Source organism: Streptomyces sp. NBC_01276, assembly GCF_041435355.1.
GTDB lineage: Bacteria > Actinomycetota > Actinomycetes > Streptomycetales > Streptomycetaceae > Streptomyces.
In genome coordinates this window covers 7,300,319-7,315,510 of the sequence record NZ_CP108442.1, presented here as the reverse complement: position 1 = coordinate 7,315,510, position 15,192 = coordinate 7,300,319, and the positions used below count along the sequence as shown (strand labels likewise).

The window sequence follows — 15,192 nt, the reverse complement described above, 5'->3', positions numbered from 1 at the left end:
CGCGTCTTGTCACCCGCTTGATCCGGAGATGTAGCGATCCGTACCCCGCCGGATGACGATGAGCGACAGCGGGAGCCCTTTCGGCCACACCGCCCGCCGTCCCCGACCGCGGAGGCCCGCGAGCCCGCGGGACCCACCGGCCCACCGGCCGGCGGACCGCCCGCCCCCGGGCCGTTGCCGCCGATCACGCACCGGAACGCGTACGTGGCGGTCTCCGTGCACTCACGAAGGAGTGAGCAGATGACAACCACCCTGTCCGAACGGGTGTCGCAGTCCGCCTTCGACGGCTCCATGCTCCGGGTCGTCCTGCTGATGGATCTCCACGAGGGCGCCCAACAGCGCTTCTTCGAGGCGTACGAGCAGCTCCGGCACGACATCGCGTCGGTGCCCGGGCACCTGGGCGACCAGCTCTGCCAGTCCTTCGCGAACCCCTCGCAGTGGCTGATCACCAGTGAGTGGGAGAGCGCCCCGCAGTACCTCGCCTGGGTGAACAGCGAGGAGCACGCGGCGCAGGTCCGGCCGCTGGGTGCCTGCGCCCGCTCGATGCGCCCGCTGACGTTCACCGTGCTGCGGGAGACCGGCAAGCGCTACGAGGCTCCCGAGCGGGCGCTCCGCGCCCGGCTCCAGGGCTCGCCCCGGCTCGGCGCGGGGATCGTCCGGCACGCGCTGACCTTCACGGTCAAGCCGGGCAGCGAGGAGAAGGTCGCTCGGATCCTGTCGTCCTACGACTCCCCGCAGGCCCGCGTCGACGACCACACCCGGCTGTGCCGCACCTCCCTGTTCATGTACGGCAACCGGGTGGTGCGGGCGGTGGAGGTCGAGGGCGACCTGACGGCGGCGCTGCGGCACGTGTCGGAGCAGCCCGAGGTCCGTGCCGTGGAGCACGCCATCAACCCGTACCTGGAACAGGACCGGGACCTGGCCGATCCGGAGTCGGCGCGGATGTTCTTCATGCGCGCGGCGCTGCCCGCCGTGCACCACGTGGCGGCGCACGGGCAGCAGCCGGCGGAGGTGACGCGGCACGCGCTCCTGTATCCGGCCAAGCCCGGCTGCGGCCCGCTCGTGGCCCGCTTCCTCGCCCGGCAGGACGAGGCGGCGGCGAAGCTCCCCACGAGTCCCGTGCTCAGCAGCAGCATCTTCCAGCGGGACGACGTGGTGGTCCGCCTCCTCGACGTGGACGGACCGGCCGACGGCCGCTTCGCCGGCGGCTTCGGCATCGAGGGCCCCCGGCGGGCGGCCGTGCTGCGGCGCCTGCTCACCGGGGATCCCGCCACCGCGGCCGACGCCCCCCGCCCCATGACCCCCATCACCGACCGGCGCGCGCCGGCGCGGGACTGATCCGGGCGCCCCGCGCCCGGAGCCCCCGTACCCCGTCCCGTCCCCACCACCCATCCGGCAGTCCGTGCGCACCGCGGGCTCCCGATCCGCCAGGAGGAAGCCAGCATGACCAGACATCACCCGCGCATCGTCGACCTCAGCGAGACCCAGCCCAACCGCAGGCGCGGAGGTGATCTGCGCGCCGTGCTCACCCCGACGTCGGTGGGCTCGACCAGCGGCTTCATGGGACTGGCGGTGATGGCCCCGGGCGAGTCGATCGCCGAGCACTACCACCCGTACTCCGAGGAGTTCGTGTACGTGGTCGCCGGGACCCTCGAAGTCGACCTGGACGGCGAGCCGCACCCGCTGCGCGTCGACCAGGGGCTGCTCGTCCCGCTGAACATGCGCCACCGGTTCCGCAACGTCGGCTCCACCGAGGCCCGGATGGTCTTCCACCTGGGTCCGCTCGCCCCGCGCCCGGAACTGGGCCACGTCGACACCGAGGAGGCGGCCCACCCGGAGGCCTCCGGGTGGGCGGAGCGTCCGCCGGAGCGCACCGGAGCGGTTTCGTGACCCGCCGGCGGGTGGCCGTGACCGGGGTCGGTGTCGTGGCTCCGGGGGGCATCGGCGCCCCCGCCTTCTGGGACCTGCTGTCCAACGGCCGTACGGCGACGCGTGGCATCACCCTCTTCGACCCGGCCGGGTTCCGCTCCCGGATAGCCGCCGAGGTCGATTTCGACCCGGCCGAGCACGGCCTGAGCGAGGACGAGGCGGCCCGCGCGGACCGGTACATCCAGTTCGCCCTGGTCGCCGCCCGCGAGGCGGTGGCCGACTCCGGCCTGGAACTCGACGACGAGAGCGCCTGGCGCACCGGCGTCTCCCTGGGCACGGCGGTCGGCGGTACCACCCGGCTGGAGCACGACTACGTGGCGGTCAGCCAGCACGGCGACTGGTGGGACGTGGACCACCGGCTGTCCTCCCCCTTCCTGCACCGCGCGTTCACCCCCGCCACCCTCGCCTCGGCGGTGGCGGAGCAGACGGGGGCGCGCGGGCCGGTGCAGACCGTCTCCACGGGCTGCACGTCCGGGCTCGACGCCGTCGGCTACGCCGTGCACTCCATCCAGGAGGGCCGGATGGACGTGTGCATAGCCGGGGCGTCGGACTCCCCGGTCTCCCCCATCACCGTGGCCTGCTTCGACGCCATCAAGGCGACCTCGGCGAACAACGACGACCCGGCGCACGCCTCTCGGCCCTTCGACGCAGACCGGGACGGTTTCGTCCTCGGCGAGGGCGGCGCCGTGCTGGTCCTGGAGGAGCTGGAGCACGCCCGGGCCCGCGGCGCGACCGTCTACTGCGAGATCGGCGGGTACGCCACCTTCGGCAACGCCCACCACATGACGGGGCTGACCACCGAGGGCCTGGAGATGGCGCGGGCCATCGAAAGGGCCCTGGCCCAGGCCCGGGTCGGCGCCGGTGAGATCGACTACGTCAACGCGCACGGCTCCGGCACCAAGCAGAACGACCGCCACGAGACGGCGGCCGTCAAGCGGGTGCTCGGGGACCACGCCTACAGGACGCCGATGACCTCCATCAAGTCCATGGTGGGACACTCCCTCGGCGCCATCGGGGCGATCGAACTCGCGGCCTGCGTCCTGGCGATGACCCATCACGTGGTGCCGCCGACCGCGAACTACGAGACCCCCGACCCCGAATGCGACCTGGACTACGTGCCGCGCACCGCCCGCAGCCACACCCTGCGCAGCGTGCTGTCCGTCGGCAGCGGGTTCGGCGGCTTCCAGTCCGCCGTGGTCCTGACCCAGCCCAAGGAGGTACGCGCGTGAAGAGCCGTACTGCCGGCACGTCGGTGGCCGTCACCGGCATCGGGGTCGTCGCCCCCAACGGGATCGGCGCGGACGCCTTCTGGAAGGCGACGCAGGCGGGCGACAGCGTCCTGGACCGGGTGACCCGGCAGGGCTGCGAGCACCTTCCCGTGCGGGTCGCGGGCGAGGTCCGGGGATTCGATCCCGGGGCGCTGGTCGAGGACCGCTTCCTCGTGCAGACCGACCGCTTCAGCCACTACGCGCTGGCCGCCGCCGATCTGGCGCTGGAGCACGCCCGGCTGGGGCGGGCCGACTACGAGGACGACCCGTACGCGGTGGGCGTCGTCACCGCGGCCGGCTCGGGCGGCGGCGAGTTCGGGCAGCGCGAGCTGCAACGGCTGTGGGGGCAGGGCCCCCGCTTCGTCGGCCCGTACCAGTCGATCGCCTGGTTCTACGCGGCCAGCACCGGCCAGATCTCCATCCGGCGCGGGTTCAAGGGCCCGTGCGGGGTCGTCGCGAGCGACGAGGCGGGCGGCCTGGACGCCTTCGCGCACGCCACCCGGGCGATCCGGCAGGGCAGCCGGGCCATGCTGGCCGGCGCGACGGAGGCCCCGCTCGCCCCGTACTCGGTGGTCTGCCAGCTCGGCTACGAGGGCCTCAGCACCTGGGACGACCCGGAGCGCGCCTACCGGCCCTTCACGGCCAAGGCGTGCGGGTTCGTCCCGGCCGAGGGCGGCGCGATGTTCGTCGTCGAGGACGCGGAGGCCGCCCGGCGGCGGGGCGCGACGGTCCGGGCCCTGCTGGCCGGCCACGCCGCCACCTTCACCGGGACGCGGCGGCCGGACGGGGACGGCGAGGGCCTGGCCCACGCCATCCGCGGTGCGCTGCGGGAGGCGGGCTGCGCGCCCGAGGAGGTGGACGTGGTCTTCGCGGACGCCCTGGGTACGCCCGAGGCCGACGCGGCGGAGGCGCGGGCGATCCGCGACGCGCTCGGCGGTCACGGCTCCAAGGTGGCGGTGACCGCCCCCAAGACGGGGATCGGACGTGCGTACTGCGCGGCCGGCACCCTCGACACGGCCGCGGCCGTGCTGGCCCTGGAACACGGGGTCGTGCCGCCGACCCCGAACGTGTTCGACGTCTGCCACGACCTCGACGTGGTCACCGGCAGCGCCCGGGTCGCCCCCGTGCGGACCGCGCTCGTCCTGAGCCGCGGCCGGATGGGGTCGAACGCGGCACTCGTCCTCCGCAAGGGGCCCGAATCCCGCGCGTAGGGACCGGGACCCCGGCTGGTCAGGGCCGCGCAGGGTTCGGCGCGGCCCCCGGAAGCTGGAAGAGAGAGAAGGCACCATGTCCGACCGACTGACCATGGAAGAGCTGGCGACGCTCATGAAGTCCGCCGGCATCACCGTCGACCCCACCGAGCTGGCGAGTCGTCCGGACTCCCGGTTCGACGACTACGGCCTGGACTCGCTGGGCCTGCTGGGCATCGTCGGTGAGCTGGAGAACCGGCGCGGCCGCGCGCTGCCCACCGACGCGGACCGCTGCAAGAGCCCCCGCGAGTTCGTCGACCTCGTCAACAACAGCCTCATGACCGGAGCCTGAGATGCCTGGACACACCGACAACGAGATCACCGTCAACGCGCCCGTCGACGTCGTCTGGGACGTCACGAACGACCTCCCCAACTGGCCGGAGCTGTTCAGCGAGTACGCGTCGATCGAGATCCTGGAGAAGGCCGGGAACACCACCCGGTTCCGTCTCGCCATGCACCCGGACGAGAACGGGGTGGTGTGGAGCTGGGTCTCGGAGCGGACGGTGGACCGCGCGGGCCTGACGGTGAAGGCGCGCCGGGTCGAGACGGGTCCGTTCGCGCACATGGACATCCACTGGGAGTACGGCGAGGCGCCCGGCGGCGGCACCCGCATGCGGTGGGTCCAGGACTTCGCGATGAAGCCGGACGCGCCGATCGACGACGCGGGGATGACCGACCGCATCAACCACAACTCCCGCATCCAGATGGAACTGATCCGGGACAAGATCGAGCGCCGCGAGCGGGTGGCCTCCCGCCGCTGAGCGCACCGCCCTCCGCACCCTCAGAGTCGAAAGGCAACCCTCCCGATGCACCAAGCCCTCATCGTGGCCCGCATGGCGCCCGGATCGGCACCCGACATCGCCGACCTGTTCGCCACCTCGGACGCGGGCGAGCTCCCCCGACTGGTCGGCGTCAGCCGCCGCAGTCTCTTCCAGTTCGGGGACGTGTACCTGCACCTGATCGAGTCCGAGAAGGACCCCGGTCCGGCCATCGCGCAGGTCACCGGCCACCCGGAGTTCCGCGACCTCAGCGAACGGCTCTCGGCCTTCATCAGCCCGCACGACCCGAAGACCTGGCGGGGCCCGAAGGACGCCATGGCCACCCGGTTCTACCGCTGGGAGCGGGACGCCGCGCGCTAGTCCGTACGGGTGCCCAAGCCGGCGCCGCACCGGCCGGGCGGCCTGGGCACCCACGGCCACGTCCGGATCCCCGTCGCGCTTCACCGCTCGTGACGGGGAGAATTCGGCAGGTAGTTTTTACATGAATACCTGACTGAATTGCCGTCAATAAGCATTGCCCGCTTATCTCGATTTGATAACGACATCGCCCGAAAAGGCCTGGACCTTTCCGCGCAACGCGCGTAACTCGCTTGATTTCAAAGCGAGTTGACAGTTCATCAAATCAAGTCACAAGGTAACGGATAGATTTCCCGGACCCGGCTCCCGTTTGTCCGAATTCTCCGAGGCTCCCGTCTGGCAAGCTTCCGCGCACCCACTCTCCTGACCAGGACTTGAGGTGCGCATGACAGCACGATCCACCGGCCGACGACGCAGACAGCGTGAACACCGGCGCAAACCGCGCAGGTTGATACTCCTGACCGCCGCCATGGCCACGGCGGCGATGATCGCGGGCGGCATCGCCTACGCGGGACTCGACGCGGACGCCGAGGCAGGCACCCCCGCGCAGGCCTCGGGGGCCGGCGCGCCCGCCGAACCGGCCGCCGCACCGGCCCGGGACGCGGAACCGGCCGCCCTCTCCAGCGCCCCGGCGAACGAGAACGCCCGCGGCATGGTCTACGACGGCCTGGAGGCCGCCCCCAAGGGCGACCGCTGCGTCGGCGTCTACCGCACGGACGCCGGACTCTGCACCCACGGGCCCGACGCTCCCCCCGGGGGCGTGGACATCAAGAAGGACGTCCAGCCCGTGGTCCGCACCAAGGCCCCGGCCGCCGATCCCGCGGCGCCCGCCTCCGCCGACCCGGCGGCCACGGAGGGCGGCGGGCGTCCTCAGGACGCGCCCGCGGCCGACGCCCGTACGGCCGCCTCCGCGGCGACCCCCGCCCCGCCGGCCTCCGGCAGCCAGGGCATCGCGGCCGGACCGGCCGGACAGACCGTCCAGTGCGACGGCGACGGGACCTCGGGCAACCGGGTCCAGGTCGTCTACGCCCACGGCCCCGGCCGCGACCGCTACGCCGAGTACCTGGCGTCCTTCCGCAAGTGGGCGGCCGACGCCGACCTCATCTACGCGGCCAGCGCCAAGGAGACCGGCGGCATCCGGCACATCCGCTACGTGACGGCCGCCGACTGCACCCCGTCCGTGATCAGCATCGAGCTCCCGGACTCGGCCCTCGCCGAGTTCAGCGCCACCAACGCCGCGCTCGCAGGCAAGGGCCTGGACCGCCGCGACCGCAAGTACATGATCTTCTCGGACACCCAGATCTACTGCGGCATCGGCACCTTCAACGGCGACGAGCGGCCCGGCCAGAACAACCTGAGCAACTTCGGCCCCTCCTACGGGCGCACGGACTCGGGCTGCTGGGGCGGTCACACCGCCGCGCACGAACTCGGACACAACCTCGGCGCGGTCAACAACAGCGCCCCCAACACCAGCCGCGGCGCGCACTGCACCGACGAGTTCGACGTCATGTGCTACTCGGACACCCCGTACTACCCGCAGATGCGCAACGTGTGCACGAACCAGGCGTCCGAGAACATCCTGGACTGCAACCACGACGACTACTTCCACACCAGCCCGAAGCCCGGCAGCTACCTGGCGACCCACTGGAACATCGCCGACAACCAGTTCCTGATGCGCGCCGACGGCGGCGGCACCGGGCCCGGTCCGAACCCGAACCCCGGCCCGACGACCAAGCCCACCCCCTCGCCCTCGCCCACCAAGAAGCCCACGGGCGGACCGGTCGTGACGGCCGGCCAGATCCAGGCCGACTCGGTGGTGCTGAGCTGGCCCCGCACGGAGGGCGCCGCCTGGTACCAGGTGCTGCTGAACGGCAAGCACCTGACCTGGGTGCAGTCCACCTCCCTGCGCGTCTACGGCCTGCGCGCCGGGACCGACTACACCGCCGCCGTCTCGGTCCGCGACACGGCCGGCCGTGACAGCGGCGCCGGCAAGGCCACCTCCTTCCGTACGACCGCCACCGGCGGCGGCGCCACCACCCCGGGCACCCGCTACGTGCTCGGCAACGGCAGCAGCGGCATGGCCGCCGAGATGTGGGACGGCCGCACCGCCGACGGGACCGTCCTGGTGGCGGGCCGCACCAACGGCTACGCGCAGCAGCAGTGGTACTTCGACGACGCCGGCAGCGGGCTCGTCCGCATCCGGTCCGCCGTCTCCGGCAAGTGCCTGCAGCCGGGCGGCGCCCCGGCCGCCGGGATGTGGGTCTCCCAGCAGCCCTGCGGGAACGCCGCAGCGCAGCAGTGGCGGCTGACCACCCGGGACGGCTCGACGACCGTCTCCGACCCGAGCGGCGGCTTCGCCCTCGCGGTGAGCAACCGTCCCTACTACGGGAACTGGCTGCTCGAACTCCAGCGCGCGGACGGCCGTCCCGCGCAGGCCTGGACGGCCCGCAAGGCGGGCTGACCCACCGCTCCGGAGGGCGGCCGCTCCCCCGGCCGCCCTCCGGCTCCGCTCCCCCACGCATTCCCCACACGCTTCCCCCAGGCCCCCCAGGCCCCCCAAGCCCCTCGCCCCTCGCCCCTCGCCCCCCACATCCCCTCATCCCGCCGCCTCCCCACCTCCCGCCTGGAGCACCATGACCACGCGCCCGCGTCCCCTCCCGTTCCCCGCCGTCCTCGGACTGGCCCTGCTGCTGCCCGTGCAGGCCGTCGCCCTGGCCGGAGCCGCGCACGCCCACGGGGACACCCTCAAAGTGGTGATCACCGGTCAGCAGGCCGGGCGGGTCACCGCCGACGTCACCTGGGAGAACGACGGCGACGCCGTCGAGGAGGCCGTCGCGGCCACCGTGAACGCGGTCAGTGCCGACGGGACCCGTACGGCGGGACCCTGGCGGCTGGTCCGCGGCAGCGGCGGGGCCGCGACGTGGACGACGGCCGAGGCGCTGCCGCCCGGCACGTGGACGGTGACCGTCGACGCGGGCTTCCCCTCCCTGGGGCACGCGCAGCAGGAGGTGGCCGTCCCGGTGGTTGACCCGGCCCCGCCCACCGCCTCCGCCGCCGCCTCTCCCACCGCCTCCCCCTCCGGCGCCCCGGCGACCACGACCCCGCAGGCTCCGCCGGCGTCCGCCACCCCGGCCGGCGCCCCGAGCGCCTCCCCGGCCGCCTCCCCCGCCTCCGACACCGGCGCCGCCGGCTGGTGGACCACCGCCGGGGTGGCCGCAATAGCCCTGGCCGGCGCCGCCGCCGGCATCCTGCTGCGCCGCAGGCGGCTGCGGCGGCCCTGACGGAGTGTCGCCCCGCGCCCTCGCGCCGCGGACCGGCATGGTGGTCCCGGCGGTGAACGGCGGTGACCGGCGGTCCGGCGGACGTGGCGGGAGAGGCGGGAGAGGGCGATGAAGGGCACCGAGGTACTCGTGGACGGCTTCGAACGCGTCCGGGACGTGGTCCACGAGGTGGTCGACGGGCTCTCGGCCGAGGAACTCAACGCCCGGACCGACCCGGCGGCGAACTCGATCGCCTGGCTCGTCTGGCACCTGACGCGGGTCCAGGACGACCACGTGGCCGACGCCGCCGGACTGGCCCAGGTGTGGCCGGAGCAGGGCTGGGCCGACCGCTTCGGCCTGCGGCTGCCCGTCGGGGCCACCGGGTACGGGCACACCGCGCACCAGGCCGCGGCGGTCCGCGTGGACGAGTTCGCGCTGCTGCTGGGCTACTTCGACGCCGTGCACGAGCAGACCCTGCGGTTCGTGCACGGCCTCGCGGCGGCCGACCTCGACCGGGTCGTGGACGAACGGTGGGACCCGCCGGTCACCCTGGGCGTGCGCCTGGTCAGCGTGCTGGCGGACGACCTCCAGCACGCGGGCCAGGCCGCCTTCGTCCGGGGCGCCCTGGAGCGGCTGGAGTAGCGCACGGGCGGGCTTAGGGTGGTGGCCCGTGACGACATCTGTGAACTCCCGTTTCGGCGACGCCTTCCTGTTCGAAGCCGAACGCCACGCCGCCTGGGGCGCGGCGCAGCTCCAGGCCCTGACGGCCTTCGTGCCCGCGGGTGACTGGACCGCCGACCTCGACGCCTGCCTCTACCGCCAGGGCGGCCTCGACCTGCGCGTGTCCGTACTGGGCACCTACGACCTCTCCCGGGGCTCCTGGATGTGGGGCTGGGCCAACCCGGGGCTGCAGGGCACTCCCGTGGTCGCGCTCGCCGGGCGCGCCGGGGAGTACGGCAGGACGTACGGCATGGCCGAGTTCGCGCAGGAGACGCTGGACCTGTCGGGCTTCGCCGACCCGCGCCGGGCCGCGGAGACCCTCGCCTTCGCCGCGATGGGGGTGACCGGCGCGCCGGGTTACCTCAGCGTGCAGGCCGGTCCGGACACGCAGCTGTACCTGCTCGCCGACGACCCGCGGGTGCCGCGCCCCGTCTTCGACTCCAAGGCGCTCCCGGGGGCGCTCACCTCGGCGATGGGCCTGATCGGCCACTCCCCGTACGCCATGGCGGCGGGCTACTTCGAGCACTACGGCCTGCCCCAGCACCAGGAGCCCGGCCGCATCACGGCCACCCTGCCCGGGAACCTGGGAGCCGAGGTCACCTTCGACGAACTGGGCCGCATCGCGAACATCCGCGTGACCCTCGCCGGCCACCACTGACCCGTGCCCGGTCCGCGGGTCCCGGCCGCCCGTTCAGTCGGACGGGGCCCGGTGGCCCGCCGTGGCGGTGCCGGAGTCGGCGGAGAGGTCCAGGGTGCGCGGGGCCGACGGGTCGCGGAGGGTGTGGTCCACCTCGCAACGGCCCGAGCCCACGTGGCCGGTGACGCGGTAGCGGGTGGCCTCGGGGAGCGTGAGGTCGAGTCGGCCCGAGCCGGCGCGGGCGGTGATGCGGTCCGGTGGGGCCACGAAGCGGACGTCCGCCCGGCCGGCGCCCGCGCGGACGTCGACCTGCCGGGAGGCGAGGCCGACGGCGTGGAGGCTGCCCGAATCGACGTTGGCCCGCAGGGGCCCGCGCAGGCCGGACAGGTTGAGCGAGCCGGACTGCACGTCGGCGTCGACGGTGCCTTCCAGGCCGCTGACGCCGATCCGTCCGGAGGTTCCGGACACCTTGACCGGAACTCCCGTGGGCACGGTCACGGCCAGCCGTACGGAGCAGCCGGCTTCGTCGGCCACCGTGACGGTGTCGCCGGGGCAGCGCGGGGTCAGCTTCAGGGTGTCGCCGAGCCAGCTCTCGTCGATCACCGGTGGCCCGAACGACCAGCGGACGTCGGCCCGGTAGCCGATCTCCCGGTCGCCGCGCGGGGTGATGTCCACGTTCGCGGCACCGGCGAAGATCTCGACGGCGGTCACCGTCCGTCCGGCACTGTCGCCCTCCAGGACGCCGGTGTGGCCGCTGGTCTTGGCCCACACCTGCCACCCGGCCGGGAGGAGGACGAGGACGGCGCCGAGGACGGCGGCGCAGTACCAGGCACCGCGGTGCCCGGCCCCGGCGGCGACGGGCGCGGGGTGGGTCACGGGGTGCCGTCCAGGAAGCGCAGCACGGCGAGGACCCGGCGGTGGGCCTCGGCGGCCGGGGGCAGGTCGAGCTTGGCGAAGATGTTGTTGATGTGCTTCGCCACGGCGCTCTCGCTGACGACGAGCCCGTCGGCGATCGCCGCGTTGGAGCGGCCCTCGGCCATCAGCGCGAGCACCTCGCGCTCGCGCGGGGTCAGGCGTTCCAGCGGGTCGGGCCCGCCGCCGCGGCGCAGCAGCAGCTGGGCGACGACCTGCGGGTCGAGGGCGGTGCCACCTCCCGCGACCCGGCGCAGGGCGTCGATGAACTCCTCGACGTCGGCGACGCGTTGCTTGAGGAGGTAGCCGATGCCCGCGCCGTTCTGGGAGGACAGCAGGTCGGCGGCGTAGCGCTCCTCCACGTACTGGGACAGCAGCAGCACGGCCGTGCCGGGGCTCTGGCTGCGGATCACCAGGGCGGCCCGGACGCCCTCGTCGGTGAAGCCGGGCGGCATGCGCACGTCCACGAGGGCGAGTTCGGGGCGGTGTTCCTCGACCGCGGCGAGCAGCCCTTCGGCGTCGCCGGTCTCGGCGCACACCTCGAACCCGGCCATTTCGAGGACTTTGACAAGACCTATGCGCAGGAGGACGGAGTCCTCGGCGATCACAGCCCGCACGGCAGCTCCACAGTGACGACGGTCGGGCCCCCGAGGGGGCTGTTGATCAATATCGTTCCGTCGACCGACCCTACGCGTTTGCGCAGGCCGACCAGGCCGGATCCGCCCGCCGGGTCCGCTCCGCCGACGCCGTCGTCGGTGACGACGATGCGCAGCAGGTCCCCGCGGTCGCCGGTGACGCGGCCGATCGAGACCGAACAGCGCCGGGCCCGGGCGTGCTTGGCCACGTTGGCGAGGGTCTCGGAGACCACGAAGTAGGCGACGGCCTCGATGGTGGGGCCCGGCCGGACGGCGATGTCCACGGTGAGTTCGACGGGCAGCGGCGCGCGGGCGGCGATGCCGGAGAGCGCGGCGTCCAGGCCGCGGTCCTCCAGGACGGCCGGGTGCAGGCCGCGGACGAGGTTGCTGAGTTCCTCGATGGCCTCCTTGGCCTCGCGGTGGGCCTCGTCGATGACGGCCTTGGCCTCGGGCGGCAGGTCGGGGAGGGTGGCGCGGGCGATGCCGAGGTTCATGGCGAGGGAGACCAGCCTCTGTTGGGCGCCGTCGTGCAGGTCGCGCTCGATGCGGCGGCGTTCGAGGTCGGCGGCGTCCAGGACCCCGGCCCGGCTCTCGGCGAGGTCCTCGACGCGCCGCTCCAGTTCGCGGGCCCGGTTGGGGCCGAGGAGGGCGGCCGCTGCGACGGCGTCCAGGCGGGTCAGGGCCGCGGCCGCCCAGGGGGCGGCGAGCAGCAGCAGTGCGCCGAGCACGGTGATCGTGTCGTACTGGGACTGCCAGCCGGTGGGCGGCCCGAACGGTTCCTCCCTGGGCAGCATCCAGGCCCAGGCGTACACGCTCGCCGCGGCGGCGCCGACCGCCCAGGCGAGGACGAGGAGCGCGGCGCCGGTGGCGACGAGCGGGCCGGCCACGAGGTGGTAGCCGTACTGCCGCCAGATCGATTCGGAGCGCAGCCGTTCGGCGATGCCGCGGGCGGTCGTCCAGGGGTGTTCCCGGACGACGGGCGGTATGTCCAGGCCGAGCAGGGAACGGAAGCGGCTGCGCTGGACCCCGGTCAGGAGCGGGGAGCCCACGGCGGCGAGCAGCAGCAGGTACGGGGTGTGGCCGGGGGCCGCGAGGAGCAGCACGCTCCCGAGGACGAGGGGCAGGGTGGGCACGATCGCCGCCGCGCCGAACACGGTGTTGCGCCAGGCCCACGCAGACCAGGGGGTGTGCGCGGCGATCCAGGTGTACGTACGCCGCAGGGCGCCGCGGGTTGTCATGTCCGTACGGTAATCGCAGTGATCATCGGCCGACCACCACCCTGGTGCCCGGTGGGGGGTGTACCTGGCACCACCCCCGGTTCGGACGGTGGAGCTACTGATCTTCGCGGCGCGCGGAACGAGAGTGGTGGTGTGCCCGGCGGACGGTCCGGCGGGCCGGAAGGAGACCCGCAGCCATGGCCCTCGCCGCCCCCCTGTTCCGGACCCGGCGCGCCCCCCGCCTGTCGACGGTGCTCACCGGCGCGGGGGTCGCGCTGCTGCCGTGGATGGTGGTGCTGGCCACGACGATGCCGGCGACGGCCGAGGTGTCCAACTGGTCGGCCGCGTGGATCGGCCTCGACGCGATGCTGGCCGTCGGGCTGGCCGGGACGGGGGCGCTGCTGCGCAAGGGGGACCCGAGGGTGTCGCCGGTGGCGGCGGCCACCGCCGCGCTGCTCCTGATGGACGCCTGGTTCGACGTCGCCACCTCGGCGGGCACGAGCGGTCAGGGCATGGCGCTCGTGCTGGCGCTCGCGGCGGAGCTGCCGATGGCGGGGGTGTGCGCGGTGGTGGCCGCCCGGCGCGCGTCCTGAGAGGGGACGCCCGCCCGGGCCACGGGGTCCGGGCCCGGGGGCCCGGTGCCGGTCCTACTCGACGACGAGCTCGACCGGGATGTTGCCGCGGGTGGCCTTGGAGTAGGGGCACACCTCGTGGGCCTGCTTGACCAGCAGGGTGCCGGTCTCGCCCGCGAGGGACTCGGGGAGTTCGACGCGCAGGGTCACGGCGAGGCCGAAGCCGCCGGCGTCCTGGCCGATGGAGGTTTCGGCGGTCACGGAGATGTCACCGGTGTCGACCTTCATCTGGCGGCCGACGAGACCGAGCGCGCTGGCGAAGCAGGCCGCGTAGCCGGCGGAGAAGAGCTGCTCGGGGTTGGTGCCCTGGCCGTTGCCGCCGAGCGCCGGGGGCATGGCGAGCGCGAGGTCGATCTGGCCGTCGGAGCTGACGGCGCGGCCCTCGCGGCCGTTGGCGGTGGCGACGGCGGTGTACAGCGCGTCCATCGGGAGGTCCTTTCGCAGGGGGTGGGGCGGCTCGGGGCCGCCCCTGACCACAAATAGAGCACACAATTCAGTTGTGCACAACTCAATCGCTCGCGAGTGTGCTCCGGTACACTGGCGCGCATGACCGAGCAGCCCGCAGCCGCCCTCCGCGACCAGGACTTCCTCCGCCTCGACGGGCAGATCTGCTTCGCCCTGGGCGCCGCGAACCGGGCCTTCGGGGGCCTCTACCGGGTGGTGCTGAAGGACCTGGGCCTGACCTACCCCCAGTACCTCGTGATGCTGGTGCTGTGGGAGAACGGCACGACCCCGGTCAAGGAACTGGGGCGGCGCCTGCGGCTCGACTCCGGCACGCTCTCCCCCCTCCTCAAGCGACTGGAGGCGTCCGGCCTGATCCGGCGCGAGCGCAGCGTGCGGGACGAACGGTCGGTGCACGCGGTCCTCACCGACGAGGGCGCCGCGCTGCGCGAGCGCGCGGTGGAGGTCCCGCGCCGGATCGCGGCGGCCACCGGCTTCGAGCTGGCCGAGATCCGCGAGCTCCAGGTGCGCCTGGCCCGCCTCACGGCCGCGCTCGACGCCGCCGTGCCGCAGGACTGAGGGCGGCGGACCGTCAGGCGCTGCGCTCCATGGTGGGGCGCAGTCGCTCCAGCAGGGCGTAGAGCGTCGCACCCTCGGCCGCGTCCAGGGTGTCCAGCGCGCCGTGCGTGGCCTGCATCTCCTCGCGCACCCGGCGGATGGTCTCGCGGCCCTCGTCCGTCGCGACGACGTTCTTGACCCGCCGGTCGGCGGCGGAGGCCTCGCGCCGGACCAGTCCGCGCGCCTCCAGCCGGTCCACGATCCCGGTGACGTTCGAGGCGTCGCAGGCCAGGAGGGTCGCGAGGCCGCGCATCGGGACCGGGCCCTCCAGCTGGGCCAGGACCTTCGCCTGCGTGGAGGTCAGTCCGTACCGGCCGGCCGCCGCGGCGAAGTCCCGCCACTGCGCGGTGCCGATGGCGGCGAGCAGTTCGAGGAGTTCCAGCTTGCTGGGGGTGTGGGGGGCGGTGGCGCTCATACCCACGGAGCGTACGCCAGGATCGTTGACATTATCAACCTTTTACTTGACCACCTTAACTATTGCTGGCTACCTTCATCCAAGTACTTGATGACATCAAACATCTGCGTCCTGAAGCAGTA

At 73.5% G+C, this 15,192-nt stretch carries 18 protein-coding genes; 13 read left to right on the top strand and 5 right to left on the bottom strand.

What is annotated here, in order from left to right:
• Window positions 1-240: 240 nt before the first annotated feature.
• From OG295_RS32910 to OG295_RS32860, 11 genes are all read left to right on the top strand, one after another.
• Window positions 241-1,338 (top strand): TcmI family type II polyketide cyclase, encoded by a 1,098-nt coding sequence (locus OG295_RS32910; RefSeq protein ID WP_371680269.1) that lies wholly within the window; start codon window positions 241-243, stop codon window positions 1,336-1,338.
• A gap of 105 nt (window positions 1,339-1,443) precedes the next feature.
• Window positions 1,444-1,890, top strand: a complete 447-nt coding sequence (locus OG295_RS32905) for a cupin domain-containing protein (protein WP_371680268.1) — start codon at window positions 1,444-1,446, stop codon at window positions 1,888-1,890.
• On the top strand, window positions 1,887-3,158 hold the full coding sequence (locus tag OG295_RS32900; protein ID WP_371680267.1) for a beta-ketoacyl synthase: 1,272 nt from the start codon (window positions 1,887-1,889) through the stop codon (window positions 3,156-3,158). The genes OG295_RS32905 and OG295_RS32900 overlap by 4 nt, the downstream gene beginning before the upstream one ends.
• Window positions 3,155-4,408: a beta-ketoacyl synthase N-terminal-like domain-containing protein gene (locus OG295_RS32895; protein ID WP_371680266.1), complete on the top strand. Its 1,254-nt coding sequence runs from the start codon at window positions 3,155-3,157 to the stop codon at window positions 4,406-4,408. Before OG295_RS32900 ends, OG295_RS32895 begins: the two co-directional genes overlap by 4 nt.
• Before the next feature lie 76 nt (window positions 4,409-4,484).
• Complete coding sequence (locus OG295_RS32890) at window positions 4,485-4,739, top strand: acyl carrier protein (protein WP_266836585.1); 255 nt, start codon at window positions 4,485-4,487, stop codon at window positions 4,737-4,739.
• A gap of 1 nt (window position 4,740) precedes the next feature.
• A complete protein-coding gene (locus OG295_RS32885) occupies window positions 4,741-5,208 on the top strand; it encodes an SRPBCC family protein (protein WP_030234396.1) in 468 nt (155 codons plus the stop codon).
• 45 nt (window positions 5,209-5,253) lie between these two features.
• The gene (locus tag OG295_RS32880; RefSeq protein WP_371680265.1) at window positions 5,254-5,586 is read left to right on the top strand and encodes a TcmI family type II polyketide cyclase; all 333 of its coding nucleotides are present in this window, start codon (window positions 5,254-5,256) and stop codon (window positions 5,584-5,586) included.
• A gap of 445 nt (window positions 5,587-6,031) precedes the next feature.
• A complete protein-coding gene (locus OG295_RS32875) occupies window positions 6,032-8,044 on the top strand; it encodes an RICIN domain-containing protein (RefSeq protein ID WP_371680264.1) in 2,013 nt (670 codons plus the stop codon).
• Between the two features lie 172 nt (window positions 8,045-8,216).
• The gene (locus OG295_RS32870; protein WP_371680263.1) at window positions 8,217-8,864 is read left to right on the top strand and encodes a hypothetical protein; all 648 of its coding nucleotides are present in this window, start codon (window positions 8,217-8,219) and stop codon (window positions 8,862-8,864) included.
• A gap of 108 nt (window positions 8,865-8,972) precedes the next feature.
• Window positions 8,973-9,485: a DinB family protein gene (locus tag OG295_RS32865; protein ID WP_371680262.1), complete on the top strand. Its 513-nt coding sequence runs from the start codon at window positions 8,973-8,975 to the stop codon at window positions 9,483-9,485.
• Window positions 9,486-9,513: 28 nt separating this feature from the next.
• Complete coding sequence (locus OG295_RS32860; RefSeq protein WP_371680261.1) at window positions 9,514-10,221, top strand: DUF6882 domain-containing protein; 708 nt, start codon at window positions 9,514-9,516, stop codon at window positions 10,219-10,221.
• Window positions 10,222-10,254: 33 nt separating this feature from the next.
• Here the strand turns inward: OG295_RS32860 and OG295_RS32855 are convergent, their stop codons facing one another.
• Genes OG295_RS32855 through OG295_RS32845 form a run of 3 tightly spaced genes read right to left on the bottom strand, consistent with a single transcriptional unit; the run spans window position 10,255 to window position 12,985 of the window.
• On the bottom strand, window positions 10,255-11,076 hold the full coding sequence (locus OG295_RS32855; RefSeq protein WP_371680260.1) for a hypothetical protein: 822 nt from the start codon (window positions 11,074-11,076) through the stop codon (window positions 10,255-10,257).
• A complete protein-coding gene (locus OG295_RS32850) occupies window positions 11,073-11,729 on the bottom strand; it encodes a response regulator transcription factor (protein WP_371680259.1) in 657 nt (218 codons plus the stop codon). The genes OG295_RS32855 and OG295_RS32850 overlap by 4 nt, the downstream gene beginning before the upstream one ends.
• Window positions 11,717-12,985, bottom strand: a complete 1,269-nt coding sequence (locus OG295_RS32845) for a histidine kinase (protein ID WP_371680258.1) — start codon at window positions 12,983-12,985, stop codon at window positions 11,717-11,719. Before OG295_RS32845 ends, OG295_RS32850 begins: the two co-directional genes overlap by 13 nt.
• Window positions 12,986-13,161: 176 nt before the next feature.
• On the opposite strand from OG295_RS32845, the gene OG295_RS32840 reads away from it, so the two are divergent.
• Window positions 13,162-13,557 carry a hypothetical protein gene (locus OG295_RS32840; protein ID WP_371680257.1) on the top strand — a complete coding sequence of 132 codons (396 nt, stop codon included), beginning with the start codon at window positions 13,162-13,164 and terminating at the stop codon, window positions 13,555-13,557.
• A gap of 54 nt (window positions 13,558-13,611) precedes the next feature.
• On the opposite strand, the gene OG295_RS32835 is transcribed toward OG295_RS32840, so the two are convergent.
• Complete coding sequence (locus OG295_RS32835) at window positions 13,612-14,022, bottom strand: organic hydroperoxide resistance protein (protein WP_266836607.1); 411 nt, start codon at window positions 14,020-14,022, stop codon at window positions 13,612-13,614.
• A 120-nt stretch (window positions 14,023-14,142) separates the two neighbouring features.
• Here OG295_RS32835 and OG295_RS32830 point away from each other — a divergent pair, with 120 nt between their 5' ends.
• The gene (locus OG295_RS32830) at window positions 14,143-14,616 is read left to right on the top strand and encodes a MarR family winged helix-turn-helix transcriptional regulator (RefSeq protein WP_371680256.1); all 474 of its coding nucleotides are present in this window, start codon (window positions 14,143-14,145) and stop codon (window positions 14,614-14,616) included.
• 13 nt (window positions 14,617-14,629) lie between these two features.
• Here OG295_RS32830 and OG295_RS32825 read toward each other — a convergent pair whose 3' ends face one another.
• Complete coding sequence (locus tag OG295_RS32825; protein ID WP_371680255.1) at window positions 14,630-15,070, bottom strand: MarR family winged helix-turn-helix transcriptional regulator; 441 nt, start codon at window positions 15,068-15,070, stop codon at window positions 14,630-14,632.
• Between the last annotated feature and the right edge of the window lie 122 nt (window positions 15,071-15,192).